Annotated in this window: 12 protein-coding genes; 5 read left to right on the top strand and 7 right to left on the bottom strand. The window is 61.5% G+C overall.

The features are described from left to right. Positions 1-76 precede the first annotated feature (76 nt). The 3 genes from AC5WNI_RS00060 to rfaD all read right to left on the bottom strand — a co-directional run bounded on the left by AC5WNI_RS00060 (position 77) and on the right by rfaD (position 3,078). Positions 77-988 (bottom strand): hypothetical protein, encoded by a 912-nt coding sequence (locus AC5WNI_RS00060; protein ID WP_175088933.1) that lies wholly within the window; start codon positions 986-988, stop codon positions 77-79. Continuing rightward, positions 985-2,004: a lipopolysaccharide heptosyltransferase II gene (gene waaF / locus AC5WNI_RS00055; protein ID WP_175088932.1), complete on the bottom strand. Its 1,020-nt coding sequence runs from the start codon at positions 2,002-2,004 to the stop codon at positions 985-987. Before waaF ends, AC5WNI_RS00060 begins: the two co-directional genes overlap by 4 nt. 117 nt (positions 2,005-2,121) lie before the next feature. Then, positions 2,122-3,078 carry an ADP-glyceromanno-heptose 6-epimerase gene (rfaD, locus tag AC5WNI_RS00050; protein WP_175088931.1) on the bottom strand — a complete coding sequence of 319 codons (957 nt, stop codon included), beginning with the start codon at positions 3,076-3,078 and terminating at the stop codon, positions 2,122-2,124. Between the two features lie 169 nt (positions 3,079-3,247). Between rfaD and glyQ the strand changes: the two genes are divergently transcribed. The 5 genes from glyQ to AC5WNI_RS00025 all read left to right on the top strand — a co-directional run bounded on the left by glyQ (position 3,248) and on the right by AC5WNI_RS00025 (position 9,017). Next, entirely contained in the window at positions 3,248-4,204 is a 957-nt protein-coding gene (glyQ, locus tag AC5WNI_RS00045) for a glycine--tRNA ligase subunit alpha (RefSeq protein WP_107335756.1), read from the top strand. 2 nt (positions 4,205-4,206) lie between these two features. Further along, positions 4,207-6,276, top strand: a complete 2,070-nt coding sequence (glyS, locus tag AC5WNI_RS00040; protein ID WP_175088930.1) for a glycine--tRNA ligase subunit beta — start codon at positions 4,207-4,209, stop codon at positions 6,274-6,276. A gap of 376 nt (positions 6,277-6,652) precedes the next feature. Continuing rightward, on the top strand, positions 6,653-7,282 hold the full coding sequence (gmhB, locus tag AC5WNI_RS00035; protein WP_175088929.1) for a D-glycero-beta-D-manno-heptose 1,7-bisphosphate 7-phosphatase: 630 nt from the start codon (positions 6,653-6,655) through the stop codon (positions 7,280-7,282). 137 nt (positions 7,283-7,419) lie between these two features. Beyond that, the gene (gene luxS, locus AC5WNI_RS00030) at positions 7,420-7,932 is read left to right on the top strand and encodes an S-ribosylhomocysteine lyase (RefSeq protein WP_175088928.1); all 513 of its coding nucleotides are present in this window, start codon (positions 7,420-7,422) and stop codon (positions 7,930-7,932) included. Between the two features lie 155 nt (positions 7,933-8,087). After that, positions 8,088-9,017 (top strand): alpha/beta hydrolase, encoded by a 930-nt coding sequence (locus tag AC5WNI_RS00025; RefSeq protein WP_175088927.1) that lies wholly within the window; start codon positions 8,088-8,090, stop codon positions 9,015-9,017. Positions 9,018-9,163: 146 nt separating this feature from the next. Here the strand turns inward: AC5WNI_RS00025 and gyrB are convergent, their stop codons facing one another. The 4 genes from gyrB to dnaA form a co-directional block, all read right to left on the bottom strand. Then, positions 9,164-11,581: a DNA topoisomerase (ATP-hydrolyzing) subunit B gene (gene gyrB, locus AC5WNI_RS00020; protein ID WP_175088926.1), complete on the bottom strand. Its 2,418-nt coding sequence runs from the start codon at positions 11,579-11,581 to the stop codon at positions 9,164-9,166. A 19-nt stretch (positions 11,582-11,600) separates the two neighbouring features. Then, on the bottom strand, positions 11,601-12,686 hold the full coding sequence (recF, locus tag AC5WNI_RS00015; RefSeq protein ID WP_153636738.1) for a DNA replication/repair protein RecF: 1,086 nt from the start codon (positions 12,684-12,686) through the stop codon (positions 11,601-11,603). 175 nt (positions 12,687-12,861) lie between these two features. Then, a complete protein-coding gene (gene dnaN, locus AC5WNI_RS00010) occupies positions 12,862-13,965 on the bottom strand; it encodes a DNA polymerase III subunit beta (protein WP_175088925.1) in 1,104 nt (367 codons plus the stop codon). 145 nt (positions 13,966-14,110) lie between these two features. Beyond that, the gene (gene dnaA / locus AC5WNI_RS00005; protein ID WP_175088924.1) at positions 14,111-15,598 is read right to left on the bottom strand and encodes a chromosomal replication initiator protein DnaA; all 1,488 of its coding nucleotides are present in this window, start codon (positions 15,596-15,598) and stop codon (positions 14,111-14,113) included.

The following is a 15,598-nucleotide window of genomic DNA, read 5'->3' as shown; positions in this document are numbered from 1 at the left end:
AAAAAAGCCCTGTTTCATGTGAAACATCACAATGAAACAGGGCTTTTTTCGCTTTTCCAGACAGCAGGTCAGCAGCTCAAGCGCGCGAGTCACCGTCCTCCAGACCGCGGAGATCCGGCCAGCCTTCGTCCACACCCAGCACGGGATAGGTTCTGGGGTCCAGCGGGCCGGGCTCGCTTTCGGGACGACACTCTTGCAGCACAGCCTGCAGACGCTGCAGAGCCTCATCGCCTTCGGCACCGGCGGTCACCCTGTCCCAGAACTCGCGGTGCACCGCCTTGATGACGACAGGCACGCTGGGTACACCAACCTGTTGCGCCATCGCCAGGCGATGCAGGCCACGATTGATCTTGAGCAGACGGCCATCGCGCGTCACCGCGACGCCCATCTCGTCCTTGGTGATGCCCTGGCGGAAGCCATTGGCGGCCATGTCCTGCAGATAACCGCGATAACAACGCAGATAGCCGAGAATCTTCTCTTCGCTGTCCATCAATAGCCCATCACGCGGTGACGACCACGGCTTGCCTGCATCCAGCAAGGCCTTCAAGTGCTGATAGCGCTCCGTCACCGTCAGGTCATCGCCATGCTCGATCAAGTCCCGCATAAGACGCGAGCGTGAACCGAAGCGGAAGGCACCGCGCCGCAGGTCCCAGTCGCCATTCCAGATGAAGGCGTTGGAGGAAGGCCGGTTGCGCTTGTCACGCCCGAAGTTGACGTCACGCACCAGCTCACGCGGATTGACCCAGACCGTCAACGCCTCATGCCCCATCACGTCTTCCAGCGCATGACGCGGCAGGCCACGGCGCTCAAGGGACTGATGGCGTGCACGCTGGCGTTTCCAACGCATCAACCAGCAACGACTGAACGGCAGAATCAGGTGGTGCTCGCACCAGGCACGCAGCGCCTCTATCCGCTGAGCACGCTGCATTGCCCCGCGCATGCGCGGGTGGATCAGATCATCCGTCGTGCGGTTTCTCGGCAGGTTCACCGCGCATCCTCATCCAGCGAGATCGCCGTCAACAGACGCTCGGGAGCAATATGGTTCAGACAATTGGTATGCCCCAGCGGACAGACGCGCTTGAAACAGGGGGAACACTCCAGCGCCAGCCAGTGGATCTCGCGATTGGCCGTCAGCGGTGGTGTGTAATGCGGCGACGAGGAGCCGTAGATGCCCTGAATACGGGCCCCTACCGCGGCCGCGACATGCATCAGGCCGGAATCATTGCTGACCACTTCCCGACACTCGGCGATCAGGTCCACCGCATCCGCCAGCCGCGTCTTGCCACACAGGTTATGAACGCCCGCAAGCCCCTGGGCGATCTCCTCCCCCGCCGCGACATCCTTGGGGCCACCGAAGATGCGCACCTCGGCCCCCTGGCGAGTCAATGACTCGGCAAGCGCGCGAAAGTGCGCCAGTGGCCACTGCTTGGCCGGGCCATACTCCGCCCCCGGCATCATGCCGATGATGGGCGCTGGCGGCGCCATCAGCCCCAACTCGCCGCGCAAGCGCAACTGATTGGCGCTGTCGGTGACCAGAGCGGGCTCCGGAATGCCCACTGGCGGATTGGCCTCCTCAACGGGCAGGCCCAGCGACGTGAAGCGCTTGACGGTCTGATCGAGCACCGACTTGTCGAGCTTGCGGCACTCGGTGAGCAGGCCGTAGCGCTGCTCACCAGTGAAGCCGACGCGCACTGGAATGCGCGCGAAGAACGGTACCAGCGCTGACTTCCACGAGCGCGGCAACACGATGGCGCGGTCGAAGCGCCCTCGCAGCGAACGCCCGAGCTGCCAGCGCGCCTTGAGAGCAAAGTCACCATGCCCCGCCGGCAGCGCCAGTACCTCCTCGACCTCGGGCATGCGCTCGATGATCGGCTGCGACCAGGCGGGCGCCAGCACACTGATCCGGCAGCCGGGCGAGCGCTGCTTCAGCGTCATGAACAGGCTCTGCGCCATCACCATGTCGCCGACCCAGCTGGGCCCGACCACCAGAATGCGCTCACTCATGCCTTGCTCCTCTTCACGGCCAATCCTCCTTGCGGGTGCGCTTGCCCTGCCTCGTCACCCTTGCGAGGCAGGCGCTCGCACTCAGTCCACCCGTGCTCAGTCCATACGTGCTCGAACTCAGCGATTCAGCCATTCGAGATAGGCGCGGGTGCCCTGGGCAACGGTCTTGAATTCGACGTTGCAGCCGGCCTTGCGCAGCTTGCCGATGTCGGCACGCGTGAAGCTCTGGTAGCGGCCCTTGAGGTTTTCCGGGAAGTCGATGTACTCGATCTCGCCCTTCTCGTAGTACTCGATGACGGTCTCGGCGATCGCCTTGAACGGCTCGGCGCGGCCGGTACCCAGATTGAAGATGCCGGAGGCTTCCGGGTGATCGAGGAACCACAGGTTCACGTCGACCACATCACCGACATAGACGAAGTCACGGCTCTGCATGCCGGCTTCAAAGCCATCGTAGGCACCGAACAGCTTGGGGTTCTCGCCCGCCTTCACCTGGGTGTGATGGTGATAGGCAACGCTGGCCATCTTGCCCTTGTGCTGCTCACGCGGGCCGTAGACATTGAAATAGCGGAAGCCGACGACCTGGGTGGTCAGGCTGTCCCAGCGCTGGCGCACGTGCTGATCGAACAGCAGCTTGGAGTAGCCGTAGACGTTGAGCGGACCTTCGAACTCTGGCGTTTCCTTGAAGACCTGGCTGTCGCCGTAGGTCGCCGCGGAGCTCGCGTAGAGGAAGGGAATCCGGTTCGCTTCGCAGAAGTTGAGCAGCACCTTGGAGTACTCGAAGTTGTTCTCGAGCATGAACTGGCCGTCCCACTCGGTGGTATCCGAGCAGGCACCTTCATGGAAGATCGCCTCGATCTTCGGCAACTCGGCATACTCGCCCATCAGGCTCGACTGGACACGAATCAGGAAGTCGTCCTTGTCGAGGTAATCGGCGATGGTCAGGTCCGCCAGATTGACGAACTTGGTGCCGTCACTCAGGTCATCCACCACCAGGATATCGGTACGGCCGCGGTCATTGAGTGCCTTGACGATATTGGCACCGATGAAACCGGCGCCTCCGGTAACGACGATCATTTGAGCTCCCAGAGCCTCTAGAGGCTTGTAGGCAACGCGCGCGTTCAGGAACGCGACACATCAGAATTTGGAAATGGCACGCACTCGGTTTCGTCTGCGGCCTATAACCCGATAAGCGGGGATTGTATACTCGGCAGTTCTCGAATTCATGGGCCAACGGGCTTCACCAATGACACAGCCAGACGTGAAAACCTTCCAGGGCCTGATTCTGGCCCTGCAGCAATACTGGGCCGAACAGGGTTGCATCATCCTGCAACCATTGGATATGGAGGTTGGCGCGGGGACTTTCCACCCGGCGACCTTCCTGCGTTCCATCGGTCCTGAAACCTGGAACGCTGCCTACGTGCAGCCTTCCCGCCGTCCCACCGACGGCCGCTACGGCGAAAACCCCAATCGCCTGCAGCACTATTATCAGTTCCAGGTGGTGATGAAGCCGTCACCGGCCAACCTGCAGGAGCTCTATCTGGGCTCGCTGGAGCGTCTGGGCATCGACCCGCTGGTCCACGACATCCGTTTCGTCGAGGACAACTGGGAATCTCCGACGCTGGGCGCCTGGGGCCTCGGCTGGGAAATGTGGCTCAACGGCATGGAAGTGACCCAGTTCACCTACTTCCAGCAGGCAGGTGGCATCGAATGCTTCCCGGTCACCGGCGAGCTGACCTACGGCCTCGAGCGCATCGCGATGTACCTGCAGGACGTGGACAGCGTCTACGACCTGATCTGGACCACCGCGCCGGACGGCTCCGTCGTGACCTATGGCGACGTCTTCCTGCAGAACGAGAAGGAGCAGTCGGCCTACAACTTCGAGCACGCTGCCGTGCCGGAGCTGTTCGCTGCCTTCGATCACTGCGAGAGCGAGTGCCAGAAGCTGCTGACCGCCAACCTGCCGCTGCCGGCCTACGAGCAGGTCCTGAAGGCATCGCATACCTTCAACCTGCTGGATGCGCGCCACGCCATCTCCGTCACCGAGCGTCAGCGCTACATCCTGCGCGTGCGCACTCTCGCCCGTGATGTGGCCCACGCCTATTACGATTCGCGCAAGGCCGCCGGCTTCCCGCTGGCCCCGCAGGCGCTGCGTGATGAGCTGCTCGCCGCCGATGACACCACTACCGAGGGAGACGCGTAAGCATGGCCTCCGTGAATACCCTGTTGATCGAACTGGGCTGCGAAGAACTGCCGCCGGGCGCCATCGACGCACTCGCTGACAGCCTCGCCAACGGCCTTGCCGAGGGCCTGCGCGACGCCGAAGTCGCCTTCGGTCAGGTACGTGCCTACGCCACACCGCGTCGTCTGGCGGTGATGATCGAATCCCTGGCCGAGCGCCAGCCGGACCGCGAGATCGAGAAGCGCGGACCGGCCAAGGCCGCCGCCTTCAAGGATGGCGAACCGACTCGCGCGGTGCAGGGCTTCGCCCGCTCCTGCGGTGTCGAAGTCAGTGACCTGATCGAGCTGGAAACCGACAAGGGCACCTGGCTCGGCTATCGTTACACCCAGCCGGGCGAGCACCTCTCCGCCCTGCTGCCGGCCATGCTGGAGCAGGTAGTGGCTCGCCTGCCGGTGCCGAAGAACATGCGCTGGGGTGCCTCACGCATCGAGTTCTCGCGTCCGGTGCATTGGCTGGTCGCGCTCTACGGCAGCGAAGTGATCGAGGCCAGCGTGCTCGGCCTCGACTCCGGTCGTACCACTTTCGGTCACCGCTTCCATGCGCCGCAGGCCATCACGCTGGCGCACGCCGAGGACTACCTCGACGCGCTGGAAGGTGCCCGCGTGCTGGCCAACCGTGAGGTGCGTCGTGAGCGTATCCGCGAACAGGTCCAAGCCGAGGCGGAAGTCTATGGTGCCAACGCCGTCATCGAGGAAGCCCTGCTCAACGAGGTCAACGGCCTCGTGGAATGGCCGGTGGCACTGACGGGTACCTTCGACGAGCGCTTCCTGGAAGTGCCGGCGGAGTGTCTGATCTCCTCCATGAAGGCCAATCAGAAGTACTTCCACCTGCTGGACAATGACGGCAAGCTCAAGCCGGCCTTCATCACCATCTCCAATATCGAGAGCAAGGACCCGCAACAGGTCATCTCCGGTAACGAGAAGGTGATTCGTCCGCGTCTGGGCGACGCCGCCTTCTTCTACGAGACCGACCTGCGCAGCACGCTGGAATCGCGTCGCGAGAAGCTCGAGAGCGTCGTCTTCCAGCAGAAGCTGGGCAGCATGGCCGAGAAGGCCCGTCGCAGCGAAGCCGTGGCACGTCACATCGCGGAACGCATCGGCGCCGATGTCGACCACGCCGCACGTGCTGCACAGCTGGCCAAGACCGACCTGGTCACCGAGATGGTGCTGGAGTTCCCGGAACTGCAGGGCATCATGGGCCACTACTACGCCCGTCACGATGGCGAAGATGCCACCGTCGCTCTCGCGCTGGAAGAACAGTATCTGCCGCGCTTCGCCGGCGATGCGATCCCCACGACCAAGGCCGGCATGGCGATTGCCCTGGCCGACCGTCTCGACACCCTGACCGGCATCTTCGGTATCGGTCAGCGTCCGACCGGCGCCAAGGACCCGTTCGCGCTGCGTCGCGCCACCATCGGGGTGCTCAACATCCTGATCAAGGGTGAGCTGGACCTCGACCTGCGCGAGCTGCTGACCGTCAGCGCCGAGCAGCATCGTGATCTGCCCAAGGCCGAAGGACTGGTCGAGGACGTGCTCGAGTACATGCTCGATCGCTTCCGCGCCTGGGCCAGCGACGAAGGCATGGGTGCCGAGCTGTACCTGGCCGTGCGTACCCTGAAGATCAGCAACCCGCTGGACTTCGCGCGGCGTCTGCGTGCCGTGCACGCCTTCGGCGAACGCCCGGAAGCCGCTGCTCTGGCGGCAGCCAACAAGCGAGTCTCCAACATCCTCGCCAAGGCCGAGCACGATGGTCGCACCGAAGTGGACGCAAGCCTGTTGAGCGAGCCGGCCGAGCAGGCACTGGCAGACGCCCTGACGGCACGTGGCGCGGAAGTGGCACCACTGTTCGAAGCGGCGCGCTACCAGGAGGCCCTCGATGCACTGGCCAGCCTGCGCGAACCGGTCGATGCCTTCTTCGATCAGGTGATGGTCAATTCCGACGATGCCGCCGTGCGTGCCAATCGTCTGGCGATGCTGGCGAGTCTGCAAGGCCTGTTCATGGGTGTGGCCGACATCAGTCTGCTGACCCAATGAGATCTGCCGATCCACGGTGTCCCTGACATCGTTGAACCGCAGCCTCTGCAAAAGAACCCCGCCACGGCGGGGTTCTTTTGTATCCGGGGTCCTGAAATGCCGTGTTGCGTGACAGGATTTCACGCAACACGGCAGCGATGTCACAATTTCTGCCTTGATCCCCTACCTAAGTCGCACTAGTATTCCAGTATAGAAACAGTGTTCGAAAAGCGCGGCAGCCTGTCGCACCACGCACTTCGAGCACTCGGCGCCATTTGCCCATCCCCACGTGCGAGCGTCATCTTGTGACTCGGCTCACAATTTCCCAGGCAAAGCGGCGACCCCTGACAAGCAGCCCGGCTGACGCCCCTGACTGCCCTGAAGTGAAGAGTTGACCATGCAAAAACTGATCGTGCTCGACCGTGATGGTGTCATCAATGAAGACTCCGATGCCTTCGTCAAGAACGCCGAGGAGTGGATCGAATACCCCACTTCCATCCAGGCCATCGCCCGTCTGACTCGCGCTGGCTATACCGTGGCCGTGGCGACCAATCAGTCCGGCATCGCCCGTGGCCATTTCGGCCACCGCGAACTCGACCAGATGCACACCAAGATGATGCAGCTGGTGAAGGAAGCCGGTGGCGATATCGCTCACATTGCGTACTGCCCGCATGGCCCGGACGACGGCTGCGATTGCCGCAAGCCCGAACCCGGCCTGCTCCACCAGATCCAGGATGCCCTGCAGATTCCCGACTTTGAAGGAGCCTGGATGCTGGGCGACAGCCTGCGTGACCTCATCGCGGGCCAGAAGGCCGGCTGTCACGCCGCGCTGGTGATGACCGGCAAGGGCCAGAAGACGCTGGCAGATGGCGAGGGCCTCAAGGACGTGCTGGTAGTGGCCAACCTGGCCGACTTCACCAACCGCCTGCTCGATGGTGAGCTCAACCACCCCATATCGGATGGTGAGCCGGGAAAGTCCCAGCGCCGCTGCGTGAGCTGTGAAGCCGCTGCCGAAAGCTATCTGTGAGGCGCGCCTGCCCGGCGAGAACCCTGCGCACGGCGCGCTTGCCTCTCTAATCAACAGCGGCGATATGCTACCCTTCAGACATGAATCCGGGCGGGCAACTGCCTGCCTGTCTCACTTCCTCATGCTGGAGGCTTCACATGCCACTGCTGGATAGCTTCACTGTCGATCACACCATCATGAAGGCGCCTGCCGTGCGCGTGGCCAAGAAGATGGGCACCCCGAAAGGCGACAACATCACCGTCTTCGACCTGCGCTTCTGCGTGCCGAATGAAGAGATTCTCTCCGAGAAAGGCATTCACACCCTCGAGCACCTGTTTGCCGGCTTCATGCGCGAGCATCTCAACGGTGATGATGTCGAGATCATCGATATCTCACCGATGGGTTGCCGTACCGGCTTCTACATGAGCCTGATCGGTGAACCGGAAGAAGCTCGCGTTGCCGCAGCCTGGTCTGCTGCCATGCAGGACGTGCTCAACGTGGCGCGTCAGGAAGAGATTCCGGAGCTCAACATCTATCAGTGCGGCACCGCACAGATGCACTCTCTGGAAGAAGCCAAGCAGATCGCCAGCAACATCCTGTCCCGCGATATCGGCGTCAACCGCAATGACGAGCTGAAGCTGGATGAAGGCTTCCTCAATCAGGCGCACTGAGTCTTGAGGCAGCAAGCCTTGAAACATCGAGCCTTGAGGTACCGGGCTTGATCAGCCTGTCGAGTGCGCCGAGCACTTGAACGAAAAAGCCCGCTATCTGACCGGTTCAGATAGCGGGCTTTTTTCATGACGTGGCCTCCGAGCGAGTGTAGCCAATGCCAGATTCCAGCAGCCATGCCTTTGATTTCACGACCTTCCTGGCAGACAAGGAAGCGTGGTCAGCGCCGAATGAACTCGTCCCCTACCGCTGCCGCGATGACAGTAGCCTGGGCTGTCGCCATTATCCCGCAGCAGGCATGTCAGGGAGCCGCTCACACCTCATCCTGCTGCATGGCTCCAGTGCTGACAGCCGTTATCTCGCATCGCTGGCAACGCGCCTGGCTAAGGCCGGCCATCATGTGCATACGCCGGACTTGCGCGGCCACGGCCCAGCTCCACAACGACGTGGCGACATCGACCACCTGCTCCAGCTCGAGGAAGATCTCGAGGACCTGATCCTGTCGCTCGAGTTACCAGCCGATGCCAGGGTCATCGTCGCTGGTCACTCTGCCGGAGGCGGCCTGGCACTGCGCTTCTCGGCCGCTGTCTGTCAGCACCAGCGTGCCGATATTCCGTTGCACGGCGTGATACTGCTGGCGCCGTACCTGCATCACCTCGCACCCAACATGCGACGTGATTCACGCTGGGCACAGCCACGCATCGCGCGGATGCTGGCCTGCGCACTCCTGAACCGGCTCGGCATCCATCGCCTGGATCATATTGAGGTGCTTGGCTTCAGTATCCCACCAGAGTACCGCGATGCACATACCACCGACGCCTACTCGTGGCGCCTGATGACGGGCCTCAATCCTCGCGACTATCAAGGTGACCTCAAGGCGCTCGCCCATCATCAGGTGCCAGTGATGGCGCTGATCGGCGAGCATGACGAGGCATTTCATGCCGAACGTCTTGCCCAATGTCTGCAACCCCACCATCCCGTGGCGCAGGTGGAAATCCTCGAGACGATCAATCACCTGGGGCTTGCGACAGCCTTTATCACGGCAGAGCGAATCATCGCCTGGCTGAACGAGCAACGCGCCGGCTGAGACTGAGCCAAGCCCTGTCCCGCACTGTCATCCTTGTTAATGATTGCAGCAACACGCACATGCAAAAACGGCGCCTGATCGAAGATCAGGGGCCGTTTTTCTGGCTTGACTTGGCAAGACATCCGCCAAGCGCTAGCTCAACGCCATCATACGTCGAGGTTGGCCACCAGCGCGAAGCGCTCGATGAAGTCACGGCGCGGTTCGACTTCGTCACCCATCAGGGTGTTGAACATCTGATCGGCACCGATCGCATCCTCGACGGTCACACGCAGCATGCGACGGGACTCCGGATCCATGGTGGTTTCCCACAGCTGATCCGGGTTCATCTCGCCCAGCCCCTTGTAGCGCTGGATACTGAAGCCACGTGCCGCTTCCTTCATCAGCCAGTCGAGGGCTTCGTAGAAGGTAACGACTTCCTTCTTGCGCTCACCGCGCGAGACGTAGCTGCCAGCTTCCAGCAGGCCTTCCAGCATGCTGCCCAGCTCACTCATCTCGCGGTAATCGGCGGACTTGAAGAAATCGACATCCCACAGGTAATCACTGCTGACACCATGTGCCGTCAGCGTCACTGCTGGGAGATAGAGATTGCGCTCGCCGTCGTGGCTGAGAGTGAAGCTGTAGTGCGGGCCACCCTCATAGGCGATCAGGTCATCCATTTCCTTCTGGAGACCGTCGATCCAGCCTTGCGCCTGAGACTGGTCCGCGAGTGCGGCCTCATCCAGATGCGGAGCATGCACGATCTTGCGCAGCACGGCAGATGGATAGACACGCGCCAGACGATCGATGCGCTTCATCACGCCACGATACTGGTTGACCAGTGCTTCCAGCTGAGCGCCCGCGATGCCCGGGGCATCGGCGTTGACGTGCAGCTTGCCGCCGTCCAGCGCTGTGGCGGTCAGATAGTCCTGCAGCGCCTGCTCGTCCTTCAGATACTGCTCATGCTTGCCACGCTTGATCTTGTAGAGCGGCGGCTGGGCAATGAAGATATGACCGCGCTCGATCAGTTCCGGCATCTGGCGGAAGAAGAAGGTCAGCAGCAGCGTACGGATGTGCGAACCATCGACGTCGGCATCCGTCATGATGATAACGGAGTGATAGCGCAGCTTGTCAGGGTTGAACTCTTCACGACCGATACCGCACCCCAGCGCGGTGATCAGCGTGCCGACCTCGGCAGACGACAGCATCTTGTCGAAGCGCGCCTTCTCGACGTTGAGGATCTTGCCCTTCAGCGGCAGGATCGCCTGAGTACGACGATCACGGCCCTGCTTGGCGGAACCACCGGCGGAATCACCCTCGACCAGATACAGTTCGGAGAGGCTCGGGTCCTTCTCCTGACAGTCAGCCAGCTTGCCCGGCAGGCCTGCGATATCCAGGGCCCCCTTGCGTCGCGTCATGTCACGCGCCTTGCGGGCGGCTTCACGTGCGCGAGCCGCATCCAGCATCTTGTTGACGATGGCCTTGGCTTCGTTGGGCTTCTCGATCAGGTACTCGGAGAACAACCGGCCCATCTCCTGCTCGACCGCTGTCTTGACCTCGGAAGAGACCAGTTTGTCCTTGGTCTGCGAGGAGAACTTCGGGTCCGGCACCTTGACCGAGATGATCGCAGTCAAACCTTCACGGGCATCATCCCCGGTCGTACCGACCTTGGATTTCTTGAGCAGACCTTCCGCCTCGATATAGCTGTTGAGCGTACGCGTCAGTGCCGCACGGAAGCCGGCCAGGTGAGTCCCGCCATCACGCTGAGGAATATTGTTGGTGTAGCAGAAGATATTCTCGGCGAAGCCTTCATTCCACTGCATCGCCACTTCGACGGCAATGCCATCCTCACGCTCCATCTCGAAATGGAACACCGGATTCAAGGGCGCCTTGTTGGTGTTGATATGGTCAACAAACGCCTTGAGGCCACCTTCGTAATGGAACAGCTCTTCCTTGCCGCTGCGCTCATCAATCAAACGGATGGCGACACCGGAATTCAGGAAGGACAGCTCGCGCAGGCGCTTGGCCAGCACCTCGTAGTGGAATTCGATATTGGCAAAGGTCAGCGGCGAAGGCTTGAAGCGTACCAGGGTACCAGTCTTCTCGGTCTGGCCCACGATGCCCAGCGGCGACTGCGGCTCGCCATGGCGATAGATCTGCTCGTGGACATTGCCTTGACGCCAGATGGTCAGCTTGAGCTCTTCGGATAGCGCGTTGACGACCGAGACACCCACACCGTGCAGACCGCCGGAGACCTTGTAGGAGTTGTCATCGAACTTACCGCCTGCGTGCAGCACGGTCATGATGACTTCCGCTGCGCTGACGCCTTCCTCTTCATGGATCTCGGTCGGCACACCACGACCGTTGTCGCTGACGGAAACTGACTCGTCGGCATGAATAACGACCCGGACTTCGCTACAGTGACCGGCCAGCGCCTCGTCGATGGAGTTATCCACCAGCTCGAACACCATATGATGCAGCCCCGTGCCGTCATCGGTATCACCGATATACATGCCGGGGCGCTTGCGTACGGCATCCAGGCCCTTGAGGACCTTGATGCTTGATGAGTCGTAAGCCTGTTCGCTCATTGGCTTCTCCGTCGTGAAATCATTCCGTGTGCAGTCGCCCGTGTTCCACGTGAAACATCCTGACATCAGTGTTCGGCAACCATACCCGATCCAATGTTTCGGGTTCGACGCAGGTCACGAAGACCTGGCACTCGAGGCCTGCCAACAGCTGGCAGAACAGACGGCGATGCTCGCCATCCAGTTCCGCCGGCAGATCGTCGATCAGGTAGACACAGGTACGTCCGTTCATTTCTTCAAGCAAGCGACCCTGAGCCAGCTTGAGAGCGCTGACCACCAGCTTCTGCTGGCCGCGAGACAACACCTCGACTGCAGGGCGTCGCCCCAGGCGAATACGCAGGTCGGCGCGTTGTGGGCCGGTCTGGGTAAAGCCCATATGGCTATCACTGTCGCGCCCTGCTGCCAGCACGTCGCCCAGAGGGCGTTTGGCATCCCAACCGCGCTGATAGCGCAGAGTCAGCTCGGGTAAATCAATCAGCTCGGCAAGCGTGGCTTGAAACAAAGGCGCCAGCGCCTGCATATATTCCATGCGCAGGGCATCAAGACGCTCGCTCCAGTGAGCAAACTCTCGATCCCAGACGTTAAGTGCCTGAACGTCCATCTTACCATGCCTGAGCAGTGCGTTCCGATGTTTGAGCGCCCGACGCACGCGACGCCAGACGTCGAAGAAGTCGTGTTTCACGTGAAACACACCCCAGTCGAGGAACTCACGTCGGGCAGAGGGCGAACCTTCCAGCAAACGGAAGGCATCAGGGTTGATCAGCTGCAATGGCAAGGCCTGAGCCAGCTGGGCGACTCGCTCGACCTTCTCGCCATCCAGCCGCATCTCCAGCCCATCTGCGGCCTGATCGCGCCTTACCCCCAAGGGGCGCGGCGGATCGCCTGCCAGGCGGCCAAACAGCGTCATTCCCGCCGTGTCATGCGCAATGGCATGCTTGAGCTTGTGCGTGCGAAAAGAGCGCGCCAGCCCCAGCACATGGATACCTTCCAGCAGGCTCGACTTGCCACTGCCATTGGCACCACTGACCAGATTCACTCCTTTTCCTGGCGCCATATCGACTGTCGCCAGGTTACGCAGATTCTGGAATTGGAGTCGTTCAAGCGCCATGACGGCCTCATTCGATAGAGAGAAAGAGCCATGGCCGCCTTCGGGGCTCAAATACGACAACACCCGCCATTCAGGAGTGAAAATGGCGGGTGTTGTCGAGGCTCATTCTGCGATTGCGTGCATCAACTGCACCGCAATTACGATTCAAGTTTCTGATTTTCTTACAATTACGATATTACAGACGCATCGGCATCACTACGTAACGTGCATCACCTCCGCCCGGCTCTTCCAGCAGCGCTGAGCTGTTGGCATCGGAAAGCGTCAGCTGCACGCGATCGGCATCCAGCACTCCCAGCACATCGATCAGGTAACCGACATTGAAGCCGATCTCGAGGCCAGCCCCTTGATAATCAAGGGCAATATTCTCTTCGGCTTCTTCCTGCTCGGGGTTGTTGGCCAGCACGCGCAAGTTGCCTGCCTCCAGATAGAGGCGCACGCCACGGTACTTCTCATTGGAGAGGATCGCGGTGCGCGACAGTACCTGACGCAGCTCGGCACGCTCGGCCACGATGACCTTGTCACCGCCACGCGGGACAACGCGCTCGTAATCCGGGAACTTGCCGTCCACCAGCTTGGAGGTAAAGGTGAAGTCGCCGGTCTGGGCGCGCACGTGCGTCCCGCTGACCGTCAATGTCATCAGCTCGTTGCTGCCGTCGAGCAGGCGCGTCAGCTCGAGGATACCCTTGCGCGGAATGATCAGCTTCTGCGCTTCCGGCACGCTGATGTCAGCGGCCTGCTCGCAGACGGCCAGGCGGTGACCATCGGTCGCCACGGTACGCACCAGGTTGCTGGTCAGTTCCAGCAGCATGCCGTTGAGGTAATAACGGACATCCTGCTGCGCCATCGCGAAGGAGGTCGCGTCGATCAGATGCTTGAGGGTACCGCGCGGCAGGCTGACGGTGATATCGCCCTGACCATCATCGATGTTCGGGAACTCGGCCACCGGCAAGGTCGACAGGGTGAAGCGTGAGCGGCCGCTGCGCAGAATGGCACGCCCTTCTTCCAGCGCGAGAATGATCTCGCTGCCTTCGGGCAGTGACTTGCAGATATCCATCAGCTTGCGTGCCGGTACCGTCGCGGAACCCGGCTCATCGACACGGCTGGGCTCGACACGCCCGATCAGCTCGACCTCAAGGTCAGTCCCGGTCAGCGACAGCTGCTGATCGGACACCTCAAGCAGCACATTGGACAGCACAGGCAGTGTCTGGCGACGCTCGACGACACCCGCCACCAGGGACAGCGGGCGCAGCAGGGCTTCACGCGAAATGGAAAATTTCATGGAGACTCCACTCTCTGGAAACGGGGCAATGCTCGCTGACAGGCAGCGCGCACGCAAAAGAAATTCGGGGCCGCGACAGGCAAGCCCGGAGCACAGCAGGTCGATAGCGTGATTGTCGCCAACCCGACCTGCCGCTGCAATTCGATCAGCTGGTCAACAGACGCAGCAGGTTCTTGTAGTCCTCGCGGATATCGGCATTCTCTTCTCGCAGCGAGGCCACCTTGCGACAGGCATGCAGCACGGTGGTGTGGTCTCGTCCACCGAAGGCATCGCCGATTTCCGGCAGGCTGTGGTTGGTCAGCTCCTTGGCGAGCGCCATCGCGACCTGACGCGGTCGGGCGACGGAGCGCGAGCGACGCTTGGAGTGAAGATCGGAAATCTTGATCTTGTAGTACTCGGCCACGGTGCGCTGGATGTTGTCCACCCCCACCTGCTTGTCCTGCAGTGCCAGTAGATCCTTCAGGGATTCACGGATGAAGTCCTGATTGATCGCGCGCCCCATGAAGTGGGAGTCGGCGATGACCTTCTTCAAGGCACCTTCCAGCTCGCGAACGTTGGAGCGGATCTTCTGCGCGATGAAGAAGGCAGCATCGTGAGGCAGATCGACCTTGGCCTGATCGGCCTTCTTCATCAGGATCGCGACGCGCGTCTCGAGCTCCGGCGGCTCGATGGCCACTGTCAGCCCCCAGCCGAAGCGTGACTTGAGACGCTCCTCGACCCCATTGATCTCCTTCGGATAGCGGTCCGAGGTCAGAATCATCTGCTGCCCGCCCTCGAGCAACGCATTGAAGGTGTGGAAGAACTCCTCCTGGGAGCGCTCCTTGCCAGCGAAGAACTGGATGTCATCGATCAGCAGCGCATCCACCGAACGGTAGAAACGCTTGAAGTCATTGATGGCATTGAGCTGCAGCGCCTTGACCATGTCCGCCACGAAGCGCTCGGAGTGCAGGTAGACAACCTTGGCATTCTCGCCGCCCTGCTTGGCCAGATGATTGCCCACCGCGTGCATCAGGTGGGTCTTGCCCAGACCCACGCCGCCATACAGGAACAGCGGGTTGTAGGCGCCGCCGGGATTCTCGGAGACCTGGCGCGAAGCCGCGCGAGCCAGCTGGTTGGACTTGCCTTCGACAAAGGTTTCGAAGGTGAAGTTCGGATTCAGGCCACTGGAATGCTTGAGGCTACCTTCTACCTGCACCTGGCGCGTGTTGCGACGCGGTGCCTGTTCCTGGGCGCCATCGCCGGCCATCTCACGCTCTTCCGCAAAATTGCCTCGCGGTGGCGTATGCACGGAAGGGGCACGCGGGCTCGGCATCTGACCCGGCGCCGGCGCCTGGGCAGATACCGGCGACGCAGCCGCGCCTTCCGGACGCGGGTTCGAGACGGTCCGACGGCTACCGACGCTCAGCTCGACCTTGGGCGGCTTGCCCGGTGCCAGCTCACGCAGCAGCTCGTGGATTCGTTTGAGGTACTTGTCATTGACCCAATCACGCACGAAGCGGTTGGGGGCGAGCAGGCACAGCTCTCCGCTGTCGCCTTCCTCGGCCTGCAGGGGACGAACCCAGGTATTGAACTGCTGTGAATTCAGCTCGTCTTGCAGGGCGTCAAGACATTGTTGCCAAAGTGCGAGCGACAC

It is taken from the genome of Cobetia sp. PDI-12MA (assembly GCF_059507695.1).
This window is presented reverse-complemented; position numbering and strand designations above follow the sequence as displayed.

Coding starts and splice junctions, on each gene's coding strand:
- waaF (WP_175088932.1), bottom strand. CDS start 2,004: ATGAGTGAGCGCATTCTGGTGGTCGGGCCCAGCTGGGTCGGCGACATG.
- rfaD (WP_175088931.1), bottom strand. CDS start 3,078: ATGATCGTCGTTACCGGAGGCGCCGGTTTCATCGGTGCCAATATCGTC.
- glyQ (WP_107335756.1), top strand. CDS start 3,248: ATGACACAGCCAGACGTGAAAACCTTCCAGGGCCTGATTCTGGCCCTG.
- glyS (WP_175088930.1), top strand. CDS start 4,207: ATGGCCTCCGTGAATACCCTGTTGATCGAACTGGGCTGCGAAGAACTG.
- gmhB (WP_175088929.1), top strand. CDS start 6,653: ATGCAAAAACTGATCGTGCTCGACCGTGATGGTGTCATCAATGAAGAC.
- luxS (WP_175088928.1), top strand. CDS start 7,420: ATGCCACTGCTGGATAGCTTCACTGTCGATCACACCATCATGAAGGCG.
- AC5WNI_RS00025 (WP_175088927.1), top strand. CDS start 8,088: ATGCCAGATTCCAGCAGCCATGCCTTTGATTTCACGACCTTCCTGGCA.
- gyrB (WP_175088926.1), bottom strand. CDS start 11,581: ATGAGCGAACAGGCTTACGACTCATCAAGCATCAAGGTCCTCAAGGGC.
- recF (WP_153636738.1), bottom strand. CDS start 12,686: ATGGCGCTTGAACGACTCCAATTCCAGAATCTGCGTAACCTGGCGACA.
- dnaN (WP_175088925.1), bottom strand. CDS start 13,965: ATGAAATTTTCCATTTCGCGTGAAGCCCTGCTGCGCCCGCTGTCCCTG.